The sequence below is a fragment of the Arthrobacter sp. NPDC080031 genome (assembly GCF_040702485.1).
In the GTDB taxonomy this organism is placed as follows: Bacteria; Actinomycetota; Actinomycetes; order Actinomycetales; family Micrococcaceae; genus Arthrobacter.
On the sequence record NZ_JBFBLA010000006.1, the window covers coordinates 143,378 to 168,118 of the forward strand.

Here is a 24,741-nt window from a genome sequence, read left to right on the forward strand (position 1 = left end):
CCTCAGACCAGGCGGTTCGCAACGAGGAACTCGGCGAGCTCGTCGGCCGCGGTCCCGTCATCGATGAGTTTCCGGCCAGCCGCGCGCGGCGGCCGTTCAACGGTGGAGACCACCACGGTGCGGCTGTGGCCCGCCGGGACGCCGAGTTCGGCGACGGACAATGTGGTGACGGGTTTGCGCTTGGCCGTCAGGATGCCCTTGAAGTTGGGAAAGCGGGCCTCGGGGAAACGTTCGGTCACGGTGAGGATGGCGGGCAGTCCGGCACGGACATTGAGGGTTCCGCCCTCGCCTTGGCGAACCCCGCGTACGCCGTCGTCGGCGATTTCCGCGGAGATCAATGAACCCAAAAGTGGCAGCTGGAGATGTTCGGCGACCATGGCGGGCACGACGCCGGCGCGGCCATCCGTCGATTCATTACCGGCTATCACCACGTCAAATCCGGTAGACCTCAAGGCCGCCGCCAGCGTTGTGGCCGTTCGGCCGGTGTCGGCGCCGTCGAGGGAATCATCCACAAGGTGAACCGCTGAATCGGCTCCCATGGAAAGGGCCTTGCGCAAGGACTGTGTGGCGTCATCAGGACCCATGGTCATTGCCACTACTTCGGTGCCCTTGTTGGCATCCTTGATGCGCAACGCGGCTTCGAGGGCGCGCTCGTTGATTTCATCGAGCACGGAGTCGGCGGCCTCACGGTCAAGCTGGCCCGTTGCCAGGTCAAGCTTCCGTTCCTCGGCCGTATCCGGCACTTGTTTGACGAGCACGACGATCTTCATTCAACAGCTCCCTCGATGCAAATGGCTGACGCTTGGAATCGAGAATACTAGGAACTCCTAGTATTTACCATGGAGGGAGGGAAGGAATGCTTGGAACTCCTAGTGATTCTTGCGGGAGGCGGGACTTCCGCGCAGGGCATGGCGATCCGGCCCGGCGGCAGGTATCAGGCTTTCGAAGCGATCGATCTAGCCTTGGCGGATGCCGAGGGTGTTCCCGTCGGGATCACGGAACCAAGCGCCGCGGGCGGGGCCGAGCTGGGCGATGTGCCCTGTTGTGGCGAGGGGACCCTCCGTGTAGTCGAGGAACTCCACGCCCTTGGCGGCCAAGTCCTGGACGACCACCTCGATGTCGTCCACTTCGAAGTGGGCAAGGGTGTGCTCGGTGGCAGTAGGCGGACGCTTGAAGACCGAGATCTCACTGACCGGTCCGCACCGGTACCGGACGCCTACCGGAGTTTCCCAGAGGAAGGTTAGCCCCAAGACGCCGCCGTAGAATTCCTTCGCCCGCTCCAGATCCGTGACCGGAATTGTCGCCACGACCATCGTTGCATTGATCATCTCGGGCCTCCTCAGGCCGGCCCATTCCGTCAGGATGAACGGGCCATTCGGCCCAAGTGTCGTCCTCCACGAGCTGGACTGTCAACGCTTGGGACTGTCAACGCTTGGAGCGTTCGGATAGGTACGGGTCATGTGGCGGGACCTTGCCTCAGAGCCGCGCGGAGCGTACGCCCATCGCCGTCATCGCGAAGCAGGGCCCACTAGTTATGTACTGAGGGTCCCGGGGATGCGTTGCTGCTTCGCACGGCCATCACCACGCTGACAAGCACCGACAACGCTATGACCACGACGATTCCTGCGAAGTTCGGCTGAAATTCCAAGGCCAGTGCCCCGTTTTCGGTTCCGGCAGTCGCAGTGAAAAGTCCCGGCAGGGTCGCCGGGGAGCCCGTTGAAATGGCGATCACGCTAGTGGCCACGAACAGAATGAACGCCAGGGCCAATCCAACGGCCACGCCGCCCAGGGCCGCACCAACAATTTTCGATGTCTTGTTCATCGAAGCTCCTCCTCAAGTCGGTCCACGCCGAGCGCAGCAGTGCCAGTCAATGGCAAAGACAACATCAAGTCACCAGGCGCGAACCCGATCCATTGCCGCCCGGCCGCCACGCTGCTGGCAGTACCCAAGAAACTAGCGCGATATTTCGCCTGTCAGGGGTCGGAGTGGCTAAGATCCGTACAGATTTGCCAAAAATCAGTGTGTTTTCCGGCAATCTCAGTGTGGATCTCGGCACTTCTACGTGTGGAAAAACGTTTCACCCGGATTGGCGCGCATTGCCGTCTAGAACGGTGTACAAGACATTCCGCCGCCGCACGGCCTGGTGCTGGAACAGTGCCCCGCGGATCCCGATGACCGGGGAGGTCCATGAGCAGATCCAGTTCGATCGTCACCGTCGGATTCTGCTGGATCACTCTCTTCGCCGACGTTGCCGGCGCCGTGATTCCGCGGGCCCGGAATTTGTCCATTCGAATGAATGAGCAGAATCCGGCATCCGAGCGAAGATGACCCGGTGGTGCACATAACGCGCCCGGGATTTACACACGTTATGTCCTGTAATCCGGAAATTGCGAAAACGGGGGTTAAACGAAAGAGTCCGCCCAGCTGGGCGGACTCTTTCGTTTCCTTGGTTGCGGGGACAGGATTTGAACCTGTGACCTCTGGGTTATGAGCCCAGCGAGCTACCGAACTGCTCCACCCCGCGTCGCAGAATCAACTCTACCGCACATTCAGGGACGCCTCTGACCACTTGGGTGTGCGCTGCGGCACGTTGCGATCTGAAGGAGCCTTCGGCAGAAGTAACAGCCCCTGGGAGGGGCGATTCTCGCGGGGACTTGACGCCGTCCCGACCTCGTTTGCTTTGGAAAAGCGCTTGCGACACGGCGAGTCGCGTCATTTTGGCTCCGAGGCGGCTCAAAGAAGGTCAGGACGGACGTGACACGGGCGTACCGGGCACACGCACCACACCCCCCACCCGCAAACCGGTGGAAAAATCGAGTAGGTGGTTCGGGTTTCCCGACCTACCTCTCACACCACCGCGCGTGCGGGCCTCGCATACGGCGGTTCACTAGGTCGTTTGAAAGCGATCCCATGCAGGGGGTAAGTGGATGATGCCTTGACCTTCCCAGTACTCAGTTGGGCCGGCCCTGTGGAGGATGGGTGTCGCGATCCGCCGGTAGGCTCGACTGCTGGTGCCCCATTGATGGGTCAGATCCGGTCTGGTCCCAAGGCTCAAGGCAGTTCTGGTTCGAGCGCTAAGTTTAGCCATCGCGCGGGGATGCCAGCACAGGCGACCTCTTCACGGGCTGCTTGAAGCGAATCAGGCAGTAACTACAATGACACACGATACCGGAATCGATCCGGAAACTTCGCCTAACTTGCCTAGGCGCACGACACCCACCTCATCGGCTAATCCGCGAGGACGCGTGCAGTAAAGCAGCCGCAGGGGCAACCCAAGTAACCGCCGCCGGATCTCCCGAGAATTCAACTGAATCGATCGGACGAAAGCGTACTTTCGCAGAGTGGCCTGCGGCATTTTCGAGGAAGAGAAAGCCAAGCCAAGAGCCGCGGGTTAGTGCGACCAGCGCTACAGCGATCAGAACCCCAACGCCCCCAATTGCCCAGCATGATTTAGGCGATCAGCTTCGGGCTATTTGACGGGAACCTTGCGGTCTACGTAGTAGGCGGAGAACACGAGGGCCACCAGTCCAAGGAGAGCTGCGCCGTAGTAGAACAGGAGGCCAGGAATGCCCAGGTGAACGCTAAACATGCCGCTAAGGAGCAGCTGAACGCCAATGCAAAGCACCAAAAACACGGCGGCGACGTAACCGATCCGTGTGCCCCTGGAGATGCTGGTCCCGCGTGGGGTACGAGACACAAAATCGGCAACGCTGAATCGATCACCTGCTGTCCGGCGTTGTTCCATCGCTTCGTCGAGGAGGCGCGGTATCTCGGTTTCTGCTACGCCCTTCTTCCTGAGGGCGTACACAATATCCTGCTTAAGGTTTAATTCCATTGTTTCACTCCGTTGTCAAGATCATGCGATTAAACTACATCCCGCGTTCGATTGCGCCTCATAATTTCTTGAACTGGCTGAGGGGAATCCAGTGATGAATATTTGTTCTCCCGCCCAAGAAACTATCGCGATATTTCTCCTCTCAGTGGTCGAAGTGGCCAAACTCCGTGCAGATTTGCCGAAAATCAGTGTGCTTTTCGGCAATCTCAGTGTGGATCTCGGCGCTTCTGCGTGTGAAAAAACGTTTCACCCGGATTGGCCCACAGTCGTCTAAGACCGTGTCCAAGACCTCCCTAGGGAAGTGGGGGCGGCCGTCTCCGCTGCGCCTACCTCAGGATCGAGAGCGCGGCGAAAATGGGGGTTAGACGAAGGCACCGTCGGATTCTGCTGGATCATTCTCTTCGCCCAAGTTGCCGGTCTCGGGATTCCGCGGGCCCGCAATTTGTCCATTCGAATCCGACATCCGAGCGAAGACGATCCCGGGCCGGACATGACGCGGTCCTGGAATTTTCACACGTTTTGTCCTGCAACCTCTGCTTCACGATCGACGAGGGGGTTATAGGACAAAACGTGTGTATGGGAGGGGCTTGCTTCCCAGTGTTGGCGGGCGAATTTCGGGATGGCTAAGCTTTGGAAGCTAAGGGTGGCTGGGGTGCTCGCAGCGGCACTGTCGGAGTGTTGGTCCGAAACCGCGGTGCAACGCTGCCTGGTCCATGGCCAGCGCAGCGTCGCACTTACCTGACCGGTCGGTCCAGGACTGGGGCGAGCAAGGTATTGCTGCGGCTGGGACGGGCCCTGACCAGGATTCACGCCCCGGCGGAAGCGGCGGCCTGGCTGGCAGGGCTCCATGACTGGCACCAACAGCACGGGGACGCGTCGAAGCCCGCACCTACCGGAGCACGACCGCGAGCGAGTGGTACCTCTACCTGCACAGGGAACAGCCCCTGCCGCCGGCCAAACTCATCTAAGCCCGCCACCACCGCCTGCCCAAGACCAAAGCCACTACCCCCCCACGGAACAGCACCCCGGCCCAGAGCTCTACAGCGCCGAGCTCAGCGCAGAGGAAGGCCTCTGGCACCGCGCAGGCTGGGCCGGAGGCAGATGACACGCCCGGGATTTACACACGTTTTGTCCTATAACCCGGATTTACGCACGTTTTGTCCTGTAGCCCTTAAACGAAAGAGTCCGCCCTTATAGGCGGACTCTTTCGTTTATTTGGTTGCGGGGACAGGATTTGAACCTGTGACCTCTGGGTTATGAGCCCAGCGAGCTACCGAACTGCTCCACCCCGCGTCGCAAGAACTACTTTACCTGCAGGTGAATGTCAGGCCAAATCCAGACGACGTGACCTCCGTCTCCCCGGCCCTATCGGCGGAGCAACCCTGTCAGACGGCCGGCCCAGGCACCTCGGGAAACCCGGCCAGGCTAGACAGATCAAAAGAAAGACCGGGCCAGCCCTTGTCAGGGCTGGCCCGGTCTTGCAAAACAACCAGCTAAGCCGAATTCAGCCGGCTGGAGTTACCTACTTGCTCCGCGAAGGTGAAGGCGACGGGCTCGCCGAGGGGGTGGCGCTTGCCGACGGAGCCGGGGTGACTCCAAGCCGGGACTCGGCGTCGAGCGCTTTCTGTATTGCAGCGGCCAGAATTTTCTGCTGGTCACCGTAGCCCCCGAAGTCGCCCTTGGCGAGAGCAGCCTGGCCATCCTGGATGGCCTTGTTGGCCTGGTCCAGTGCAGCCTTCAGCTGGGCCTGCGCGTCCGCTGCGGCGGGTGGCGTAGTGGTCCCCGGCGGAGTGGGGGTCTGGCCGTTATTGGCCGAGTCTCCCGCCGAGGCCCCTGAGTCGCCCCCGAAGAGGATCTTCAACGCAGCGTCAAGCGTGGGGGCAAAGCCGACCTTGTCGCCAAAGGCCACGAGCACCCGCTGAAGCGTTGGATAGGACGTCTCACCCGTGGACTTCAGATAGACCGGTTGGACATAGAGCAGGCCTCCGCCCACCGGTAATGTCAAAAGGTTGCCGTTGAGCACATCGGATGCTCCCTGCCTGAGCAGGTTCAGTTCCCGCGACACTTCAGGATCGGAGTTGAACTTGTTCTGGGCCTGGCCCGGGCCCGGAACCTGGGTATCCGTTGGCAATTGGAGTAACCGCAGCTGGCCATACGTGTCAGCCTTCACCCCCTTCTGGCTACCGGCGTCGGAATCGGCGGCGAGGAAGCCGTACAGGATGTTCCGGGCGGCGCCGTTGACCACCTGCGGGATGAAGGACGACGTCAGCTGGAAGGCCGGCTTGGTCTGGTCGGGCATCTGCAGGGACATGTAGAACGGGGGCTGCCGGACGGGATCCGTGACCGTGGGGTCGTTCGGAACGCTCCATGCGTCGTTGTTCTGATAGAAGCTGTCCGCATTGGTCACGTGGTAACGCCCAAGCAACTCACGCTGGACCTTGAACAGGTCCTCCGGGTAGCGGACGTGGCTCATCAGCTGACCGGACATCTCCGAGTACGGCTTGACGGTCGTCGGGAAAATCTTCTCCCACGATTTCAGGATCGGGTCCTGGTCATCCCAGGCGTACAGCGTGACCGAGCCGTCATAGGCGTCAACAGTGGCCTTGACCGAGTTCCTGATGTAGTTGACGGCGCTGTTCGGCAGGGCCACCGTGCGCCCGGAGGTCGTCTGCGAATCGGCCGTAGCATTTCCCAGTTGCTGCTGCTGGGAGTAGGGGAAGTACTGGCTGGTGGTGTAGCCGTCCACGATCCACTTCACACGGCCGTCGACCACTGCGGGATAGGCGCTGCCGTCCACCGTCAGGTAGGGAGCTACCTTTTGCACGCGCTCACGCGGAGTGCGGTCGTAGAGGATCTGGGACTTCTCGTTGACGCCGTCAGACAGCAGCAGGTCCGAGGACTGGAACTTGATGGAGTACAGCAGGCGGTTGAACCAGTTGCCCACGTTGGGGCCACCGTTGCCGGTGAAGGTGTACTGCGTTTCAGTAGAAGTATCCTTGCCGGCGGGTCGGTCCTGTTCGCGGTGCGGAGCGCCATCCGGGGCACCAACCACCGAGTAGTCCGGCGAATCTTCACCGAAGTAGATGCGGGGTTGGTAGCTCGCATCGCTGCCAAGGGTACCCATTGACGGGATTCCGGACAGCAGGAAATCCGGCTTGCCATCAACCGTGAAGGTATTGCCCTTGGCGGCCACGACACCATAACCGTGGGTGTAGACGATATGGCGGTTGACCCAGGTCTGCTGGCTGGCGTTCAGCCCGTCCTGGTTCAATTCGCGGACCGCGATCACTGTGTCCTGGGTCTTGCCGTCCACGGTGTAACGGTCGACGTTAAGGGCCTTGGGGAACTGGTAGTACGGACGGTACTGCTCCAGCTGGGAGAACGCCGAGGAAACCAGGTTCGGGTCCAACAGCCGGATGTTCGCGGCCGTCTGGGCGTCCTTGGCAAGAGCCCCGGTCTTGGCGTCCGTCGTGGCGTTGTAGGGAGAAACCTTGATCTTGTCCAAACCGTAGGCGGACCGGGTCATGGCAATGTTGCGGTCAATGTACTTGTTCTCCAGCGTCTGCTCCGAGGGCCGGACCTGAAACTGCTGGATGACCCAGGGATAGACGCCGCCCGCGAGGATGGACGTGATGATCAGCATGGCCGTGCCGATCACGGGCAAGCGCCAACGGCCGATCACGGCGGCCACAATGAAGAGGATAGCCACCAGACCCGCGGCAACGGCCAGGATGGTCTTCGTCGGGATCACGGCGTTGACGTCGGTGTAAAGGGCGCCTGCCCAGTGTCCGCCGTTGTTCTGGACGGTGCTGTAGACGTCAAGCCAGAAGTTGGCTCCGAGCAGGAGCAGGAAAATGGCCCCGGTCACGGCCAGGTGGATTTGGGCGGCACGGCTGGTGAAGATGCCGCGTTCCATGAGCCGGATACTGCCATAAAGGTAGTGGGTAAGGATTCCCGCGATTCCGGCAATCACCACAACGCTCATAAGGAAACCCGTGACAAAGCCAAGGAACGGCAAAGTCATGAGGTAGAAACTGATGTCCAGGCCAAACTGGGGATCGGCCTGGCCGAACGGTACCTGGTTGAAGAACAAAAGCACCGCTTGCCACTGGCTCGCGGCCGCGCTGCCGGCGAAGAGGCCGAACAACACGGGGATGCCGATCATGACCACGCGACGTACGGGTTCAAGTTGGGCCTGGTAACGGTTCAGGTTGTCCCTGGCCTCGGAGTCCGGAGCGTAGACGGGCCGTGCATGGTAGGCAACGCGGATTGCGTAGAAGACCGGCAGGAACATCAGGACGAAGCCCGCGAGGAAGATCAGGATCCGGGCAAGGTTTTCCTTGAAATAGACTTCGAAGAAGCCCAGCTGCTGATACCAGAGGACGTCTGTCCACACGTTGGCGAAGAATATAAATCCCACCACGGCGACGGCGACGATGATCAAAGTTGGAGTGAGTGCACCCCGTCTCCGCTGCGGTCTTCCGGGCGGGCTGGTGCTGGCTGGACGGGACAAACTCGATACCTCATCGCTGGTCGTCAGTTAACGGTCATCAGTGCGTGTGTTCGTCGGCCCCCGTGCCGGTGCTAATGGCGGAGGCCGTCATTAGTGCCACGAGTGGCAGTGGAGCTAAGTTCCATCATCAGTCTAGTTGTTGGAGCATGTCGGGAGGCGGGACATGTCCTGGCCCGAGGCGAGTCGCTCCACGGCTGATTTTGCGTCCGCCAGAGTGTCCACTTTGACTACCTGCAGCCCGTCCGGAACGTGCCCCACGACCTCATCGCAATTGGCGGCAGGCGCGAGGAAAAGCGTGGCGCCGCCGCTGCGGGCTCCGCGCATTTTCTGGGCGATTCCACCAATGGGCCCCACGGTGCCGTCCGGCGAAATGGTGCCGGTACCGGCCACATGCTTGCCGCCCGTGAGGTCGCCGGGGGTGATGCTGTCGATGATGCCCAGTGCGAACATCATGCCGGCGCTCGGTCCGCCCACCTGGTCCAGGGAGATCTTGACGTCGAACGGGAACGTGAACTTGTACTGCAGCAGTACGCCCAGGATGTACTTCCCGTTTGAGCCCTTGCCGGGGGTAATGCTCACCGTCACGGGCTGGCCGTTCCGATCGACGACGACGACGGCAGGCGCGCCCGCGCCGTCGGCCAGTGCGGTTTGGACGACGCTCAGGGACGTGACCGCCTTTCCGTTGATCGACGTGAAGACATCCCCTGCCTGGAGTTTGCCCGCGGATGCCGAGCCGTCGGACAACCCTGCGACCGCAAGCTTCTGGCCGTACGGAATGTTCTCTTCCTTGAGGGCCGAGGCAACTGCGTTCTCCTGGGAGGTAGTCATGGCAAGCGCGCTTTCCTGTTCGGATTGCTGCTTGGTGACGCCCTTGGGATAGAGCAGTTCTTCGGGGTATACGGCCTTGGAACCGTCCAGCCAGGCCTGGAAGGCCTCGAAAAGGTTGACTGGTCCGTTGGGGCCGCCGTTGATGTAGACGGTGGTCAGGTCCAGGTTCCCTTTGGCGGGATACGTCGCGTGCCCGGTGATGCTGATGACCGGTTTGTTGTGGTCCGTGCCCAGGGTGTTGAACGTTGGTCCGGGGGATTCCACTACGTAGGGAACAGGGAGCACGGCCGCGGCGATTCCCAACACAATGGTCAGGGCGCCGGAGACCAGCATCGCGACGTACCGTCCGTCGCGGCGCCGCGCCGCTTGGGGCGGGTTGGAGGGGCCGAGAGGCTGTCCGGGTTCCCCGGCAGCTCCGGGGCTCGGCAAACTAGTCAATGAAAGACCTCTCCGCGCCGGGAACCGTGTGCCCTACGCTACCGTTTCGACCCCCTCAGGGCGGAGGCCAGTAAACATACCAACGATCCACCCTACTTTGCTGTGCCCGCCCTACGTGCTTTGCCTAGAGCGAACGACGCGTTCTTGAGGCAGACAGCCCCCGGGCATCGCGGTACCTTGAAAGTGATCACCAGTCACACCGACGATCGGCGGCACCATGACCTCCAACCCCAATAACCCCTCCAATGGAGACGATTCACCCGTGGATCCCTTGGCGGAAATGCTGAAGAACCTGATGGGCGGGCAAGGCATGGGCAACATCGACCCCGCCGAATTGGCAAAGGCCGCAGGGCTGCCAAACGACCCCAACATGCTGCAGCAAATGTTCGCCCAGGTGCAGGCCATGATGAGCTCCACTTCCGAAGGCCCGGTCAATTGGCAGCTCGCCCACGAGAATGCCCGCCGCGTTGCTGCTGCCGGCACGGATCCCTCAGTGAGTGCTTTGCAGGCCCGCGAAGTCGACGAGGCGCTCCGGCTCGCGGAACTCTGGTTGGATCCGGTCACCGATCTGCAGGCGACGGGCCTCATCGGCCGCGCCTGGTCCCGCGCTGAATGGGTGGAAGCCACCCTCGCTACATGGAAACGACTCACGGAGCCGGTGGCCAACAGCATCGCCAATGCGCTGTCGGACGCCCTGACCCAGCAGATGCCGGAAGAAGTGAAGGCCATGATGGGCGGCACCTCGTCCATGTTGCAGAACATGGGCGGGGCAATCTTCGGCATGCAACTGGGACAGGCCATCGGGGCGCTGTCCGCCGAGGTGGTCAGCTCCACCGACATCGGCGTTCCACTCGCTGATCTCGAGATGGCCTTACTGCCGGCCAATGTGGCAAAGTTCGGCGAAGGCCTGAGCATCCCTGAGAATGACGTCCGGTTGTTCCTCGCGGTCCGCGAAGCCGCGCATGCCCGGCTCTTTGTGCAGGTTCCGTGGCTGCGGGGCCATCTCCTCGGGGCGATTGAAGCTTATGCCCGCGGCATCCACATCGACCTGTCCCGCGTCGAGGACCTCGCCCGGGACCTGGATCCGAGCAACCCCGAGGGCATTCAAGAAGCTCTCTCCCAAGGGGTGTTCACGCCCGAGCGCACTCCCGAACAATCGGCTGCCCTGGAGAAACTCGAAACAGCCCTGGCGCTGGTGGAGGGCTGGGTGGACGAACTCACGGCCGCAGCCACCGAGAACGTGCTGCCATCCGCCGTCGCACTCCGCGAGACGGTGCGCAGGCGCCGCGCCACGGGAGGACCCGCCGAACACGCGTTCTCCTCGCTCGTGGGCCTTGAGCTGCGCCCGCGGCGCCTTCGCGAAGCCGCCACGCTGTGGGCGGCGCTGAAGGACGAACGTGGAATCGCCGGCCGCGATGCCATCTGGCAGCATCCCGATTTGCTCCCCACGGCGCATGACCTCGACGACCCGGCGGGCTTCACCGAACGGCGCCGCCTGGCTGAAGCCAGCGACACCGAAGTGGACGATGCACTGCAGAAGCTCCTTGAAGGCGGCTACGACGCTCCGAAGGATGAGGGGAACACTGAGGGCAGCCCGGAGGCTCCGAAACCTGAAGACGGAGACTCCCCTGACACCACGGAACCCGGGGAGCCCACGGCCTAGCGCTTCCGAAACGCCTAGTCGGCGTCGGCGTCCCAGCCTCCGGCTGGCGCGTCGGCGCCTTTGTCATCCGGTCCAAGCCCCCGCGACGTCGCAAAAGCGACGCCCTCCAGGAACGCCTTGGCCCGCTGCGTTTCGGGGTACGCCTCCAGCAAGCGCCAAAACGCGGCGTTGTGCCCGGCCACCAGCAGATGCGCGAGTTCGTGGAGCAATACGTAGTCGATCACCCACGGCGGCATCGATTGGAGCTTGTCCGAAAGCCGGATGCTCCCGTCCGCCGGGGTGGCCGACCCCCACCGTGACTTCTGGTTGCTGACCCAGCGGACCGACGTCGGGCTGGCACGCCCGCCCAGATACCTTGCGGAAAGTTCCGCGGCATGTCCGGCAAGGGCCGCATCGCTCGCGGGTCTCCGCCTGCCGGCGCCCTGGGCACCCCTCTCCCCTTGGCGCTTGAGCTTGTCCAGCATCCGCCGGACCCATTCGCCCTCCTGCGCCTTCGTGAAGTGGGCAGGGATCGCCACAACGGCATTCCCGTCCTCCCAGAAGGCCGCCACAGTACGGCGGCGGCGGGCCGAGCGACGAACGACGACGGGCGCGCCGTCTTCGGTGGTCAGCGGCAAAGCGGGCTGTCCCGCGGTCCTCGGCACTAGGCAGACCCGTTCTCGACCAGGACTGTCAGCACGGCTTCGCCGTACTTTTCCAGTTTGGAAGGCCCGACACCAGCGAGTCGCGCCAGTTCCTCAAGCGACGCCGGCCGGGCCTCTGCGATGGCCGTCAACGTCGCGTCCGTGAAGACCACATAGGCAGGAACATCGTTGCTCAGCGCCTCTTCCTTGCGCCATTGCCGCAAAGCCTCAAAAGTCTGTTCCTCGTACGTGGGCGGGCACTGGCTGCAGCGGCCCACTTTGCGCTCGGCGCCAGTGGCGAGCATCGTGCCGCAGACCCTGCACGACGCCGGTGCTGCCGCCTTGCGCCGTGGCGTGGCGCGGCTGCGCGCGCTGGCCCCGAGCACGGAATCGGGGCGGAGCCCGTCGAGGAAGCGCGAAGGTTTGCGGTTGGCGCGGCCACCCGGCGTGCGGGCCGTGGACCAGGACAGGTTCAGGTGCTCCCGTGCCCGCGTGATCCCCACGTAGAGCAAGCGGCGTTCCTCGTCCACGCTTTCGGGAGTGTCGGCGAAGGAAATGGGCATAAGGCCCTCGCTCAAGCCCACCAGGAACACGGCGTCCCATTCCAGGCCCTTCGCTGCGTGCAGCGATGCGAGGGTAACGCCCTGGACTGTCGGGGCGTGCTGGGCCACCGAACGCTCCTGGAGTTCGTTGACGAATTCCATCAACGTGAATTCCGGCCCGCGGCTGATGGCGAGTTCGTCCGCGAGGGCCACGAGCGCGGCGAGGGACTCCCAGCGTTCGCGGAGTGCACCGCCACTATGCGGGGCGGCGTCCGTGTAGCCGAGCGAAGCCACGATGTCCCGGACCAGTTGGCCCAGTGGCTCCTTGGCGGAATCCTCGGCTACCGCACGCGTTGCGGCGCGCAGCTGCAGGATGGCGTCCCGGACTTCCTTGCGGGCGAAGAACCGCTCACCGCCCCGGAGCTGGTAGCCGATGCCCGCCGAGGCAAGGGCTTGTTCGTACGCTTCCGATTGGCCGTTGGTGCGGAAGAGCACGGCGATCTCGCTCGCCTTGGTGCCGGCGTCGATCAGTTCCCGGATCCGGCCCGCGACGACCGCCGCCTCTGCCTCGTCGTCCGGGCATTCCATGAAGCGCGGTTCCGGTCCGGCCGGGCGCTGGGCCACCAACTGCAGGGGTTTGGCCCAAGCGGCGTCGGCAACCGTTCCACCACTGCGGCGGGACCCGAGGAGATCGTTGGCGAGCTTCACCACTTGGGGCGTGGAACGGTAGTCACGAACCAGTTTGACGACCGTCGCCTCCGGGTAACGGCCCTTGAATCCGAGGAGATGTTTGGGGGACGCTCCCGTGAACGAGTAGATGGTCTGGCTGGAGTCGCCCACCACGCAGAGTTCGTCGCGGCCGCCAAGCCAAAGTTCAAGAAGCCGCTGTTGCAACGGAGAAACGTCCTGGTACTCGTCCACCACAAAGTGCCGGTACTGCTCGCGGACCGTGGCTGCCACTTTCGGGTCTTCCTGAAGGATGCCCACCGTGATCAACAAGACGTCCTCGAAGTCGATCACGTTGCGGTCCGTCTTCACGTCCTCGTAAGACTGGAAAACCCGCGCGACGGCGGTAAGGTCGAAGCCGCCCGGAGTGCCGCGGCCGTGCGCGTTCTCAAGATAGTTGGCCGGCGTCAGCATGGAAACCTTGGCCCACTCGATCTCCGCCGCAAGGTCACGGATGGAAGCCCGGTCGGTACTCAGCCGGAGCCGCCGTGCCGCTTCAGCAATCATGTTCGCCTTGTGGTCCAGCAAGTTCGGCAGGACGCCGCCGACCGCCTGCGGCCAGAAGAACTGCAGTTGCCTGAGCGCAGCGGCGTGAAAGGTGCGTGCCTGGACGTTCCCGACGCCGAGATCCCGCAGCCGGCTGCGCATCTCGGCGGCGGCCCGGGACGTGAAGGTGACGGCCAGGAGGCGCTGCGGGCTATAGACACCGGAGTGCACACCATAGGCAATACGGTGGGTAATGGCCCGGGTTTTTCCCGTACCCGCTCCTGCGAGGACGCACATGGGACCGCTAAGGGTGCTGGCGACTTCCCGCTGTTCGGCGTCAAGGCCGCCGAGTATCCGGTCCTCGAGCGAAACGGTGTCGCTGAAAATACCGCCTGTCACTGCTGGAGGTCCTCGATGACGCCGCCGTACCAGTGCTCGATCAGGGAACGCGCAATCGAGAGCCTCGTGGAGATCGTGATCTCGCCGCTGAGCACTGCCGCCTGGAGTTCCGCGCGGCTGAACCAGCGGGCCCGGGTGACTTCGACGCCGTCGGGCCGGGCCTCGACGTCGTCCGTTGTTGCGGTGAACCCGAGCATCAGCGAGGCCGGAAACGGCCACGACTGCGAGCCAAGGTACTGGCAAGCGGTGACCCGCACACCCACTTCTTCCCCGATTTCGCGAACCACGGCCTGTTCAAGCGATTCCCCGGGCTCAACGAAGCCGGCAAGCGTGGAATAGTTCTTGGCGTCAAGCGGCCCTCCTCCACCCAGGAGCAGCCTGCCGTCGGAACCGACCACGGTGACGATGATGGCCGGATCGGTCCTCGGATAGTGCTCCGATTTGTCCCGCGGGCACCGCCGAACCCAGCCGCCGGCTTCGATGTCCGTGGGAGTTCCACACTGCGGGCAGTGGGTATGGGTGGCATGCCAGTTGGAAATGGCGCTGGCCTCGACAAACAAGGCTGTGTCCATGGCACCGAGGCGGGCGGCGACCTCCCGGAATCCGGCCCAGGAGCCGTCGGCCGGAAGGCCCGCGGCTCCAGGCGGAACCGGCTCGGCGGGCACAAAGAGGACGATTGGTGTTTGCTCCGGTACAGAGGAAGCAGCAAGGGTCCGGCCGAGATAAATGGCTGTGAGCGGCCTACCGGCGGCCTGAAGGGTTTCGAAGAGCGGCGCGGCGTCGCCCAGCCACAACGTGTCCCCCACGACGAGGGCTTGGCGCTGCGACAACACCATGGCCTTGGCCGAACCTGAGGAGATCACTTCGCCAAGCATGCCCGGCTTCAGGCGTTCAGCAGATCCGCGGTCAACCATGGCAGGGCGCACCGGAAGTACGGTATCGATAAGGTGGTTTGCCGGCGCCTGGAACTCGGTGAAACTCATGTACCTACCGTACTGACTCGCACCGACAATTGACATTTGGATCTTTCAGCGATGCACGTCCCTGGATGCTGTTTTCCAGCGGATCTCAAGACTCGCCGCACTGCATCGCTGCCAGAGGCGCTTGTCAATCTACCGTGGAAGACGTGAGAAGAACACCGTTCGAACTGGCCGCTGTAGCTACTGCGGCGGTGCCCGGCCTGACGCCGATGGCTGCCGCCTCCGCCCCGGACGATGCCGCCGATTTCGATTCGGCGCTTCTGCTGGATTCGGAGGGCAAGCGATGGCGCGTCCGTTCGCCGCGTCATCCCGAAGCCAGCGCCCGGCTGGAGACCGAGTTCATGATTCTGCGGGCTTTCGCGCCGGCGATCCGGGCCGAGCTGCCTTTTCTCATGCCCACTGTGGCCGGAACGGTGCGCCAAGGCGCGCTGAGCACGTTTGTCTACGCCCACTTGGCCGGCGCCACACGGAGCATCGAAGAGTTGTCGAGCTGCAGTGATGCCTTGGCCAAGGAGATCGGTGCGGCTCTGGCTGCCGTCCACGACCTCCCCCAGTCCCTCGTCAATAATGCCGATCTTCCCAGCTACACGGCCAATGAATTCCGCCAGCGCAAGTTGAACGAGCTGGACCAGGCCGCTACCACGGGCAAGATTCCGCCGGCCCTGCTGCGTCGCTGGGAGCACGCACTGGAGGACGTCGCACTGTGGCGCTTCAACCCGTGCGTAGTCCACGGCGATCTCCATGAAGACAATTTGCTGATCGACGGCGACAGCGTGACGGCGGTGACGGGGTGGACCGATTTGCGCATCGGCGATCCCGCCGATGACTTCGCCTGGCTCGTGGCGTCAAACGAACAGCGCTTCGTGGAGTCCGTACTGCGGCACTACACGGAGGCTCGGCGGGATACGCCTGACGGCCACCTGCTGCGACGCTCGGCACTTCTTGCCGAGTTCGCCCTGGCCCAGTATCTCGTCAAGGCCTTGGCCGCCGGTCACAGTGACATGACGGAAGAAGCCGAGGCGATGCTCAAATCCCTCGCCGACGACATCGAGGAACAAAACGCTTTGGCAGCCGAGGAGGCCGCGGCCGCCGCGGCGGAGCTTGCCGCTTCAGAGCTCGCCGCTTCGGAGCTTGCCGCTTCGGAGCTTGCCGCTTCGGACGGGTTGGCAGCACCGGCAGTCGTCATTGCTTCGGAAGCCAAGGCCTCGGAGGGCGGCTCAGCAAAGCCCACTGTGAGTGTTACGGCCATCCCGGAGCCCGCGGGAGATCCGGCGAACGGGACCGCCTCCGCGCCGGAGGCACCGTCCGAAGCGGACGACACCTCGACGACGGCCCTCCAGATAGTGGAGCCGGCCCCGCTCCAGGACGCCAAGAAGCATTAGTCCTGCCCGGCCTAGCTGGGGCGGTTTCGGCTGCCTATCGGCTTCGACTGCCTAGCGCGGTTGCAATGATCTTTTCCAGTTCATCGGCCGAGCCGAGGTCGTGGGGCCTGGCGACGGCGTCATCGGCAACGTAATAGAACGCCGCACTGACCTGCTCCAACGGCACACCCTTGAGGCGCGCCCATGCCAGCCGGTAGACGGCCAGTTGCACCGCGCGGGTCTTGAGTTGCCTCCCGGCCGGGCGCTTGCCCGTTTTCCAGTCCACCAGTTCCCATGTGCCGTCGGCGCCGCGGAAGACTGCGTCAATCCGTCCGCGCACCACGACGTCCCCGATCCTTGTTTCCACGGGAACTTCGACGAAGGCCGGGGACCGGTGCGCCCATTCTGAATTGCTGAACGTCGCCACCATGTCGTCAAGTCCGTAGGCTTCGTCAATGTGGGAGTCAGAGCCGGGAGCTTCGTCGAGATCCAGCATGCCGGTGGTTCCGTAGTATTCCTCCACCCAGGAATGGAATGCGGTACCTTTGCGTGCTGAGATCCCGGGTTGGCGGGGCACCGGGCGCCGAAGCTGGGCAAGGACCGCCGTGGGGTCATCTCCCAGGTCCACGAACATCGATGCCGAGATGTGTCCGGGCAAATGGACGTCCTGGACGGGTTTCCGCCGCAGCTGCCGTTCCAACAACAGCTCCGCTTCGGCGGCCCAGCCGGCTGCCGCCCCGCGGAGGGGGGTCGGCGCACCATCGATGACGAGCGGCGAATCCGTCCGCAGTGCCTCGATGGCGTCCCTGACCCGGGTTGCTGCCGCCTCCATGGCGGCCCGCCGCCCCGGTACTAAGCGGAGCCGTTCCCCCGTGCGAGGGTCGGAGGGACCTTCGAGCGGATCATAGGGGAAGGTAGCCACCTCCGTGCCGACGGTCAGGGGGCTCTCCGTGGGCAGCGCGTCTTCGCTGAGGGACTGAGGATGAATGGTGGCGACCGATGCTCCGCCGGCACCGTTGCCTGCCTCGCCTGCAAGGCCTGCCAGCTCAGCAAGGAAAGGCGACGTCTCGGCAATGCCCGCCCGCGAACCATTCCACGCGGCGCTCGATGCCCACAGGACGAACTTTGCGCGGGTATAGGCAACGTAGGCTAGTCGGCGCTCTTCAGCCTCGCCGTGGTGCTGGACTTCGGATTTGAAGTCCTTTTCGGCATCCAGCCAGCCCTTTTGGTCCGGCTGGTCCAGATCCCATTGAGGGAGATCAGCGCGGTCGCCACGCAGGGGCCAGGGCAGGGCCGCGGTACCGCTGCTCCACCGAGAGTCCCGGTTGCTCGGGAAGGCCCCGGCATTGAGACCGGGAACAAAGACAACGTCCCATTCCAAGCCTTTGGAGGCGTGGACTGTCAGTAATTGCACGGCCTCGTGGTTCACCTCGGCGTCGGCCATGTCCAGTCCGTCCTCCTCCGATGCGGCTGCTTCGAGCCATCCCAGGAAAGCCAGTAGATCCACGCGCTGCGAAGTCTGCAGGAAACCCGCCGCGGCATCATGGAATGCGTCCAGGTTCCGGCGGGCCTGGTGGATGCTCGTCCCGGGCTTGGCAGCGACCTCGATGTCCAGCAGCATCGCACGTTCCACCTCGCCGATCAGCGTGGTCAGATCGTCTCCGATGAACCCCCGCAGGTTCCGAAGCTCGGCCGACAGCCGGCCGAGGCGGTCCAGGGCCGTCGTGCTGAGGGAGCGCCCATGGCCGGAAGTCCACCCCGGCCGTGGCAGGAAGTCCAGCGCTTCCACAAGGCTGGCCGCATCGGTGATGTCGCTCTCCACGACGGTGTCCATCGCGCTTTCGTCGGCACTTGACGGATCGTCTCCCGCGCCGCTATCTCCCGCACCGCCGTGGGATCGCCGCCGGGCAAGGAACTGGGACCAGTCGCGGAAGGCCATCAGATCTGCAGTTCCGATCCTCCACCGGGCACCTGCCAGCAAACGCATCAGGGCATCGGAACGGCCGGGATCGGCGAGGACCCGGAGCGCGGCCACGAGATCCACTACTTCAGGGGTGTCGAGGAGCCCGCCGAGGCCGACTATTTCGTAGGGGATCCCTTGGACCTCGAATTCACGCCGCAAGCACTCCATCTGTGCCCGCCGGCGGCAAAGCACGGCCATGGTGGGGGAATCCGGCGTACCGTCGGCCGCGGTTTCAAAGACTGTGCGCCGGTAGCGGCGGACGTCCCGGGCAATCGCTGCGGCTTCGTCTTCGTCGGTGGCAAATCGTCCGAGGACGACGTTGCCGTCCACGGCTGCCGGGCTCGGCTGCAGCGGAGGCACTGCCACGGAACTCTCTTCGGCCCTGGAGCCCGGGGCTCCACCACTAGCAGCGGCCTTGTTGAGCGGCGCGGAAATGACGTTGGCGGCGGCCAGGATGTTGCGCCCGTTCCGCCAGGCAGTGGTCAGGTACGAGGTGGGTGCGGTGGCAAGGGATGCCGTTCCGGAACTGTCTTCGACCCGGACGGGAAACTCCTGGACAAAGTGGAAGAGTTGGCCGGCCGAAGCACCCCTGAACCCATAGATGGATTGGTTGGGATCCCCCACCGCCGTCACTGCGTGTCCGCCCCCGAACAGGCGGGAGAACAGGACGAGTTGCGCGTGCGAGGTGTCCTGGAATTCATCCAACAGCACCACCTTGTAGCGGGCCCGCTCGGTGGCAGCCGCCAAGGGTATGTCCTGGGCAATCTTCGCGGCGAGCGCAACGAGATCGCCGAAGTCCAGGACGCCGCGATTCCTCTTGGCCTCTTGGTAACGCCCCACCATGTCCGCGACGCTGGCCCTGGTCCGCAACATGGCGCCGAGATCGCCGGCAGCTTGGCTAGGGTTCTTTTTCGCCGCGGACATATAGGGCAATTGCGCGAATTCGGACACCCGGTCCATCAGCCAGCGCCGAACCTCGGCAGGTTCGCGCAAGTGTTCGGCGCACTCGCCGGCCAACTGCATCACGGCGTTGACCAACGTGGACTTTGCAGTGGTGAAGTGTTCGTAGTCGCCGTCGTACGCTTCGACCACCTCGCTCGCAAGTTGCCAGGCCTGGGCGCCGCCGAGCAGCACCACATCGCGCTCGATACCCAGCCGCAGGCCGTAGTCGGAGACGATCCCGCTGGCGTAAGAGTGGTAGGTGGACACTTTGGGTTCAAGCTCATCGGAACCTGCAACCCCGTCCGGGAAGCCGTACTGCCCGTTGTCCGAGGACGCGATGCGCTGCAGGGTGGCCAATTTGGCGCGGATACGGCTGGCCAGCTCCCCTGCCGCTTTGCGGGTGAACGTGACGCCAAGGACCTCTTCGGGGCGAACCCATCCGTTCGCGACGAGCCACACCACCCGGTCTGCCATGGTTGCGGTTTTCCCGGATCCGGCGCCTGCGATGACCAGCCGAGGGGTCAACGGTGACGCAATAATTGCGGATTGCTCTTCGGTGGGACGGTTGCGTTCGCCGAGAATATCGGCCAATTCGCCGGGCGCGAATCGAGGTTCCGGCAATACCGCGGCATCTTCGGCGGCTTCTCCGCCGTCGATTCCGGCGAGTGTCTGGACGGTCATTCTGTGACCTGCTTTCCCCTGGCGCACAACGGGCAGATATCGGGCAGTCGGCAACCGTGGCCCCCATGGCTGCCTTTTGAGGGATCATGGCGCGCTTCGAAGCTTGCTCCGGCCATGAGCACGGCGGCTTCGCCGACAAGGTCCTGTGCCCAGTTATCTCCCGGGTCCAGGGGCTCCTGCACTTGGACCGCCGGCGTCTTTGTCTTGGTCCCCAGCTGTGCCAGGACGGCACCGCCGGGAACAAGCCCCGGAACAGGCAGATCCTGGAATGCCCCGTGCAACACGGCCGCCTGATAGGCACCGAGCTGGGGGTGCCTGGCGAGTTCGGCCTTGCCTGGCTGGCGTTTGCCCGTCTTGAGGTCGACAATCACCAGCCTGCCCTCTGCGTCTATTTCCAGACGATCCACTTGTCCCCGGAGCACGGCGTTCCGGACACCATCGGAATCCTCGCCGACGTGGCCCAGTCGCACCTCCGGAAGGGGAACCTCGAAGTCCACTTCGACCCCGGCCAGGCTTCGGCCTTCGCTCCGCATGACAAGCACGTATTGGGCGAGTTTCCGGACCATCTGCTCCGCCCGTTGGAAGTCCAGCCGGCCTTCCCAGTTGTCCTTCATGCCCAGTGTCGGCCAGCGACGCACGAGCTCGGCGACATACTCAGCGCCGGAGGCATCGGGCAACTCCTGGGCAATCGCATGGACCAAGGTGCCCAGGCTGCGTGCAAAGTCGGTAGCGGCTTCGCCCCCGGCCGCCTGGACAAACCAATCCAACGGCGATTTGTGCACGGTTTCCACCTTCGAAGGAGAAACGAACACGGTCCCTTGCGCCGGGACCACCGGTTCCTCGCTGCTCAGTTGTGCCAGTCCCCACCAGGAATCCGGATGTGCGCCCGGCACTGCGGGCTCGGCGGTGGCCAGATGTGCCAGCACGCGCGCGGCTTCGGCGGCATCCTCGGCCACACCCGGGCGGGCAAGCGCGGCGTCGTCCGGCTGAACACGCTGGCGTAACTCAGCCACCAAGGCACGCAGCGTCATGGGCCTGCCTACTGGTGTGTACTCACGTTGGTACTGTCCCGGTTCCAGGGGCGCCACGTAGTCGAGAAAAGCCGATTGCTGCTCGTCTTCGGAAGAAACCGCCGTGCAGATGAGGACTTCCCGGGCACGCGAAACGGCCGTGGAGAAGCTCCGCAGTTCGTCGTAGCGGATATCCCTCAGCCTGCTGAGGGGCCCGCGCTGCAAGGCGTGTTGAACTCCGTGCTCCACGGCATCGGCAAACAAGGTACTGCCGAGGAGTTCACCCCGGAGCCTGGTGTTGGGCCAGACGCCTTCCTGCAGGCCCGCGACGATGACCACGGCCCATTCCCGCCCGGCAGCGCTGGCCGGCGTCATGAGCTCCACCGCTTCCTCCAACTGGGCCCTGGCGGCAAGGGTGTCCATGGGGAGTTCCTGGCTGAGCAGATACTCCAGGAACTGTTCGGGACCGGAGCCCGGGAGCTGGTCGACATAGCGCTCGGCAGTGTGGAACAGGGCCATCATGGCGTCAAGGTCCCGGTCCGCGCGGGCGCCGGCCGCGCCGCCGTCGAGCGCCATTTCCGTCCAGCGCGAAGCCAGACCGGTGGCTTGCCACAACGCCCACAACACTGTTTCAGCGTTGGCTCCGGGCTCGGCGGCCGCCGAACGTCCCGCCGCGATCATGCGGGCCAAACGCCGTGCCGAGCTACCCTCGATACCCAAAGAACCCAGCGCCCCCGGCTCCAGCAACGCTTCAACCAGCAATACATCGCTGGACCGTCCGCCACCGCCCAACAGTTCCTCCCGGCGCAGGGATTGCCGCAGGCGGCGCAACTCGATGGCGGTAGCCCCGCCGATCCTCGACGTGAGAAGAGAGACGGCGGACTCGGGCGTCAGCTTGGCCGCATCGAGCACCACTCCGTACACCTCGAGCAGGGGACGGACTGCCACTTCGTCGCGGACAGCGGAATCCGCGACGGGAACGCGGACCGGGATTCCCTGACCGCTCAGGTAGCGCTGAAGTTGCGCCAATTGCCCGCCGTTGCGCACAATCACAGCAATGTCGCCGAACTCGTGGTTCTCGCGCAGCTGTGCTTCGAGGATGCGTTGTGCCACGTAGCGCAATTCGTGGACGGTGGAGGGAAGGACATGTGCTTCCACCCGGCCCGCGGCCTGGCTACCTCCGGAGCGAGCCTCCTCCGCCGACGCAGGCAGCGGGTCAAGCCGCCGGGCCAATTGGCCGCCCGCACGCTGCGAGATACGCGCGGCCACACCCGTCCATGCTTTTGCGACGCCGGGGAGGTGCCGGTGGGTGTGCCAAAGCGGAAGCTCCCGCACGGTGCCCGCAAGGCCTCCAAGAAGCCTCGGCAGTTCGGCGACGAGGTCGGGCCGGGCACCGCGGAACCCCTGGACCACGGTGTCCGGGGAGGACGCCACCAAAACGTCCTTTCCTTCTCCGATGTCTGCGAGCAGTTCAAACACGGCAGGGTTTGCCTCTTGGACGTCGTCCACCAGGATCAATTGCAGCCGCTCGCGCTCCGCCGCCAGGAACCCGGGCGAGTCCTGGAAGATCTGGCGCGCCGCGGTAATGATTCCGGCCGGGTCAAAGGCTTCCGGCATGCGCAGGTCCAGGACGTCGCGGTACTCCGAGTAGAGGTCCGCGGCAGCAATCCAGTCCGGCCTGCCGCATTCATAGGCAAGCGCCGTGAGGTCTTCCGCAGTGCGGCCGGATTCGATGATCCGGTCGAAGAGCTGCCGGATCTCCTGGCGGAAACCCCTGGTGGGCAATGCCGCGGACAAGTCCTGCGGCCACGGAAGTTCAAAACCCGGCCGGGCGTGACCCTCCAGCAGCTCCTTGATGATGAGGTCCTGTTCCGGCCCGGAGAGCAACTTGGGTGGCCGCTGCAGCGGCAGCACGCCCTCGGCTTTGGCCCGCCGGATCAGATCGAAAGCGTATGACGCCCAGGTGCGTGCCGGCGTCGTACTCAAGCTACGGTCCAACCGCCCCGTAAAGGTGTCCCGCAACGCCGACGCCGCATGCCGGCCGGGTGCGAGAATCAGGATCCGTTCCGGATCCACGCCGTCACGCTGGACCCGCCGGACGGCGGTTTCCACCAGCACGGTGGATTTTCCGGTGCCCGGTGCCCCAGGTACCAGGACCGGCCCGGATCCGTGCGGGAGGCCGACGACGGCGGCCTGGTCCGCGGACAACTCCGGGGCTGCGTAGTGGACCTCGCGCGGAGGAAGCAGGCGCAACCGGGCGGGCGCTTGCCGGGACTGGACCTGTGGCGGCTGTTCCTGTCGCGGTGCCGTTGTTGCTTCCTGCGTTGTTGCTTGAGGTGTCGGTGTTGGACTCACACGGTCATTTCATCATCGGGTACCGACAATTTATGGAGCTGACGCTCGAGTTGCTCCGAGATCGCGTCGATACTGTCGAAGTCGCGGTCCGTCGGAGCCCACCGGGCCAGGGCGAGGTCAACCCGCCAGCGGCCCTCGCCTGTCCGCAGGTATTCCGCGAAGGCGCCGTGCAGCGGCGTTCCCTCATCCAAGTAGTGGTGCAGCGCTTCCGATTCAAGTCCTGGGGGAGCTTCGCCGCTCGCACGAAGGACGCGCCACCAAGCCACCGTGCTCCCGTGGTGGCTCATGACCGATCCGATCTGCCGGGGACCGCCCGAACCAAGAAGCTCGGCAACATCTCCGTAGGACACGGCAACACCGGGCGGCATGAGATCCACGACGGCAAGCACAGCCGTCACAAACTCCATCCGCATGCCACCAGCCTATCGGCCCGTCCGCCGGATCCGCGCACAAGGAGTGTCGGTCCGGTTCTTGTCGTAGGGCGCCGGTAGCGTTGAAGCATGAGTTCCTGGAACACCCTCCCCCGCGCAGCGTTCGACCTTGAAACCACCGGACGGAACTCCCGTTCCGCGAGGATCGTCACGGCTTCCGTCACGGTAGTGGACGACGACGGCGGCATCATCAAGGAACTCGAATGGTTGGCGGATCCCGGGGTGGAGATTCCACTGGAGGCCAGCGAGATCCACGGCATCACCACGGAAAAGGCGAGGGCCGAGGGCCGTCCGGCAGCGGAAGTGACACGCGAAGTTGCGGCCGCACTCCAGGAACTGTTCGACGACGGCGTCCCGGTCATTGCGTTCAATGCCAGCTATGACTTCACCGTGCTGGCCGCCGAATCCGCCCGTTACGGCGTGCCGCAACTGAGCCGTTTTCCCGTGCTTGACCCCTACGTCATGAATAAGCAGGTCGACCGGTACCGCAAAGGCAAGCGCACCCTGACCGCGCTGTGCGAGGAGTACGGCGTGAACCTCGATAACGCCCACACCTCCGCCGCAGACGCCCTCGCCACCCTGCGCGTCCTGGATGCCATGGCCGGCAAATTCCCGAAGCTGCAGATGCCCGCTTCCAAGCTGCACCACCTCCAGGTTGATTGGGCGGCTGCACAGGCCGCCGATTTCCAGAGTTACCTGCGCAAGACCAAACCAACAGCCGTCATCGAAGGCAATTGGCCGGTTCTTCCCCCGGAAGATGCCAGCCGCGGAGACTTCTAAAGCGTCGGGACCCTTAAGGCGCCCGTCCACGGACCGGACGCTTTTCCAGGGTCCGGATGATGGGACGCACGTCACATGGCCCTCGTTGCCTGAAAGCAAGCTGGACGTCAGTCACGAATTCCACGTCAACGCCATAGGGTGCGGCACTTCAGGGACAAATCACATTCGATGCTGAATTTAATTC

General features: G+C 64.0%; 16 protein-coding genes and 2 tRNA genes. 4 read left to right on the forward strand and 14 right to left on the reverse strand.

Going from position 1 to position 24,741, the window contains the following annotated elements; genetic code table 11:
• Positions 1–2 precede the first annotated feature (2 nt).
• The 3 genes from AB0323_RS07055 to AB0323_RS07065 form a co-directional block, all read right to left on the reverse strand.
• Positions 3–770: an electron transfer flavoprotein subunit beta/FixA family protein gene (locus AB0323_RS07055; RefSeq protein ID WP_366176681.1), complete on the reverse strand. Its 768-nt coding sequence runs from the start codon at positions 768–770 to the stop codon at positions 3–5.
• 186 nt (positions 771–956) lie between these two features.
• Entirely contained in the window at positions 957–1,328 is a 372-nt protein-coding gene (locus AB0323_RS07060; RefSeq protein ID WP_366176682.1) for a VOC family protein, read from the reverse strand.
• A 200-nt stretch (positions 1,329–1,528) separates the two neighbouring features.
• Complete coding sequence (locus tag AB0323_RS07065) at positions 1,529–1,822, reverse strand: hypothetical protein (RefSeq protein ID WP_366176683.1); 294 nt, start codon at positions 1,820–1,822, stop codon at positions 1,529–1,531.
• A 366-nt stretch (positions 1,823–2,188) separates the two neighbouring features.
• Here AB0323_RS07065 and AB0323_RS07070 point away from each other — a divergent pair, with 366 nt between their 5' ends.
• Positions 2,189–2,329: a hypothetical protein gene (locus tag AB0323_RS07070; protein WP_366176684.1), complete on the forward strand. Its 141-nt coding sequence runs from the start codon at positions 2,189–2,191 to the stop codon at positions 2,327–2,329.
• Positions 2,330–2,448: 119 nt separating this feature from the next.
• Here the strand turns inward: AB0323_RS07070 and AB0323_RS07075 are convergent.
• The 5 genes from AB0323_RS07075 to AB0323_RS07095 all read right to left on the reverse strand — a co-directional run bounded on the left by AB0323_RS07075 (position 2,449) and on the right by AB0323_RS07095 (position 9,510).
• Positions 2,449–2,525, reverse strand: a tRNA-Met gene (locus AB0323_RS07075).
• 945 nt (positions 2,526–3,470) lie between these two features.
• The gene (locus AB0323_RS07080) at positions 3,471–3,836 is read right to left on the reverse strand and encodes a hypothetical protein (RefSeq protein WP_366176685.1); all 366 of its coding nucleotides are present in this window, start codon (positions 3,834–3,836) and stop codon (positions 3,471–3,473) included.
• Positions 3,837–5,052: 1,216 nt separating this feature from the next.
• Positions 5,053–5,129, reverse strand: a tRNA-Met gene (locus AB0323_RS07085).
• Positions 5,130–5,358: 229 nt separating this feature from the next.
• Positions 5,359–8,349, reverse strand: coding sequence for a UPF0182 family protein (locus AB0323_RS07090; RefSeq protein WP_366176686.1), 2,991 nt, complete (start codon positions 8,347–8,349; stop codon positions 5,359–5,361).
• Between the two features lie 132 nt (positions 8,350–8,481).
• Positions 8,482–9,510 (reverse strand): S16 family serine protease, encoded by a 1,029-nt coding sequence (locus AB0323_RS07095; RefSeq protein ID WP_366176736.1) that lies wholly within the window; start codon positions 9,508–9,510, stop codon positions 8,482–8,484.
• A 322-nt stretch (positions 9,511–9,832) separates the two neighbouring features.
• On the opposite strand from AB0323_RS07095, the gene AB0323_RS07100 reads away from it, so the two are divergent.
• A complete protein-coding gene (locus AB0323_RS07100) occupies positions 9,833–11,278 on the forward strand; it encodes a zinc-dependent metalloprotease (RefSeq protein ID WP_366176687.1) in 1,446 nt (481 codons plus the stop codon).
• Between the two features lie 14 nt (positions 11,279–11,292).
• Here AB0323_RS07100 and AB0323_RS07105 read toward each other — a convergent pair whose 3' ends face one another.
• From AB0323_RS07105 to nudC, 3 genes are read right to left on the reverse strand one after another with little or no spacing between them, the layout of a single operon-like run.
• Positions 11,293–11,922 carry a M48 family metallopeptidase gene (locus tag AB0323_RS07105; protein ID WP_366176688.1) on the reverse strand — a complete coding sequence of 210 codons (630 nt, stop codon included), beginning with the start codon at positions 11,920–11,922 and terminating at the stop codon, positions 11,293–11,295.
• Entirely contained in the window at positions 11,922–14,054 is a 2,133-nt protein-coding gene (locus AB0323_RS07110) for an ATP-dependent DNA helicase UvrD2 (protein ID WP_366176689.1), read from the reverse strand. Before AB0323_RS07110 ends, AB0323_RS07105 begins: the two co-directional genes overlap by 1 nt.
• The gene (gene nudC, locus AB0323_RS07115) at positions 14,051–15,037 is read right to left on the reverse strand and encodes an NAD(+) diphosphatase (RefSeq protein WP_366176690.1); all 987 of its coding nucleotides are present in this window, start codon (positions 15,035–15,037) and stop codon (positions 14,051–14,053) included. The genes AB0323_RS07110 and nudC overlap by 4 nt, the downstream gene beginning before the upstream one ends.
• Positions 15,038–15,180: 143 nt before the next feature.
• Between nudC and AB0323_RS07120 the strand changes: the two genes are divergently transcribed.
• Positions 15,181–16,416 carry a macrolide 2'-phosphotransferase gene (locus tag AB0323_RS07120; RefSeq protein WP_366176691.1) on the forward strand — a complete coding sequence of 412 codons (1,236 nt, stop codon included), beginning with the start codon at positions 15,181–15,183 and terminating at the stop codon, positions 16,414–16,416.
• A gap of 34 nt (positions 16,417–16,450) precedes the next feature.
• On the opposite strand, the gene AB0323_RS07125 is transcribed toward AB0323_RS07120, so the two are convergent.
• From AB0323_RS07125 to AB0323_RS07135, 3 genes are all read right to left on the reverse strand, one after another.
• Complete coding sequence (locus AB0323_RS07125) at positions 16,451–19,981, reverse strand: ATP-dependent DNA helicase (RefSeq protein ID WP_366176692.1); 3,531 nt, start codon at positions 19,979–19,981, stop codon at positions 16,451–16,453.
• Positions 19,978–23,244 carry an ATP-dependent DNA helicase gene (locus AB0323_RS07130; RefSeq protein ID WP_366176737.1) on the reverse strand — a complete coding sequence of 1,089 codons (3,267 nt, stop codon included), beginning with the start codon at positions 23,242–23,244 and terminating at the stop codon, positions 19,978–19,980. Before AB0323_RS07130 ends, AB0323_RS07125 begins: the two co-directional genes overlap by 4 nt.
• 98 nt (positions 23,245–23,342) lie before the next feature.
• Positions 23,343–23,759, reverse strand: a complete 417-nt coding sequence (locus tag AB0323_RS07135; RefSeq protein ID WP_366176693.1) for an MGMT family protein — start codon at positions 23,757–23,759, stop codon at positions 23,343–23,345.
• 87 nt (positions 23,760–23,846) lie between these two features.
• Between AB0323_RS07135 and AB0323_RS07140 the strand changes: the two genes are divergently transcribed.
• The gene (locus tag AB0323_RS07140; protein WP_364533085.1) at positions 23,847–24,557 is read left to right on the forward strand and encodes a 3'-5' exonuclease; all 711 of its coding nucleotides are present in this window, start codon (positions 23,847–23,849) and stop codon (positions 24,555–24,557) included.
• Positions 24,558–24,741: the final 184 nt, after the last annotated feature.

Excerpts from the sequence above, each read along its gene's own strand:
- AB0323_RS07055 (WP_366176681.1), bottom strand. The coding sequence starts at position 770 with ATGAAGATCGTCGTGCTCGTCAAACAAGTGCCGGATACGGCCGAGGAA.
- AB0323_RS07060 (WP_366176682.1), bottom strand. The coding sequence starts at position 1,328 with ATGATCAATGCAACGATGGTCGTGGCGACAATTCCGGTCACGGATCTG.
- AB0323_RS07065 (WP_366176683.1), bottom strand. The coding sequence starts at position 1,822 with ATGAACAAGACATCGAAAATTGTTGGTGCGGCCCTGGGCGGCGTGGCC.
- AB0323_RS07070 (WP_366176684.1), top strand. The coding sequence starts at position 2,189 with ATGAGCAGATCCAGTTCGATCGTCACCGTCGGATTCTGCTGGATCACT.
- AB0323_RS07080 (WP_366176685.1), bottom strand. The coding sequence starts at position 3,836 with ATGGAATTAAACCTTAAGCAGGATATTGTGTACGCCCTCAGGAAGAAG.
- AB0323_RS07095 (WP_366176736.1), bottom strand. The coding sequence starts at position 9,510 with ATGCTGGTCTCCGGCGCCCTGACCATTGTGTTGGGAATCGCCGCGGCC.
- AB0323_RS07100 (WP_366176687.1), top strand. The coding sequence starts at position 9,833 with ATGACCTCCAACCCCAATAACCCCTCCAATGGAGACGATTCACCCGTG.
- nudC (WP_366176690.1), bottom strand. The coding sequence starts at position 15,037 with ATGAGTTTCACCGAGTTCCAGGCGCCGGCAAACCACCTTATCGATACC.
- AB0323_RS07125 (WP_366176692.1), bottom strand. The coding sequence starts at position 19,981 with ATGACCGTCCAGACACTCGCCGGAATCGACGGCGGAGAAGCCGCCGAA.
- AB0323_RS07135 (WP_366176693.1), bottom strand. The coding sequence starts at position 23,759 with ATGCGGATGGAGTTTGTGACGGCTGTGCTTGCCGTCGTGGATCTCATG.
- AB0323_RS07140 (WP_364533085.1), top strand. The coding sequence starts at position 23,847 with ATGAGTTCCTGGAACACCCTCCCCCGCGCAGCGTTCGACCTTGAAACC.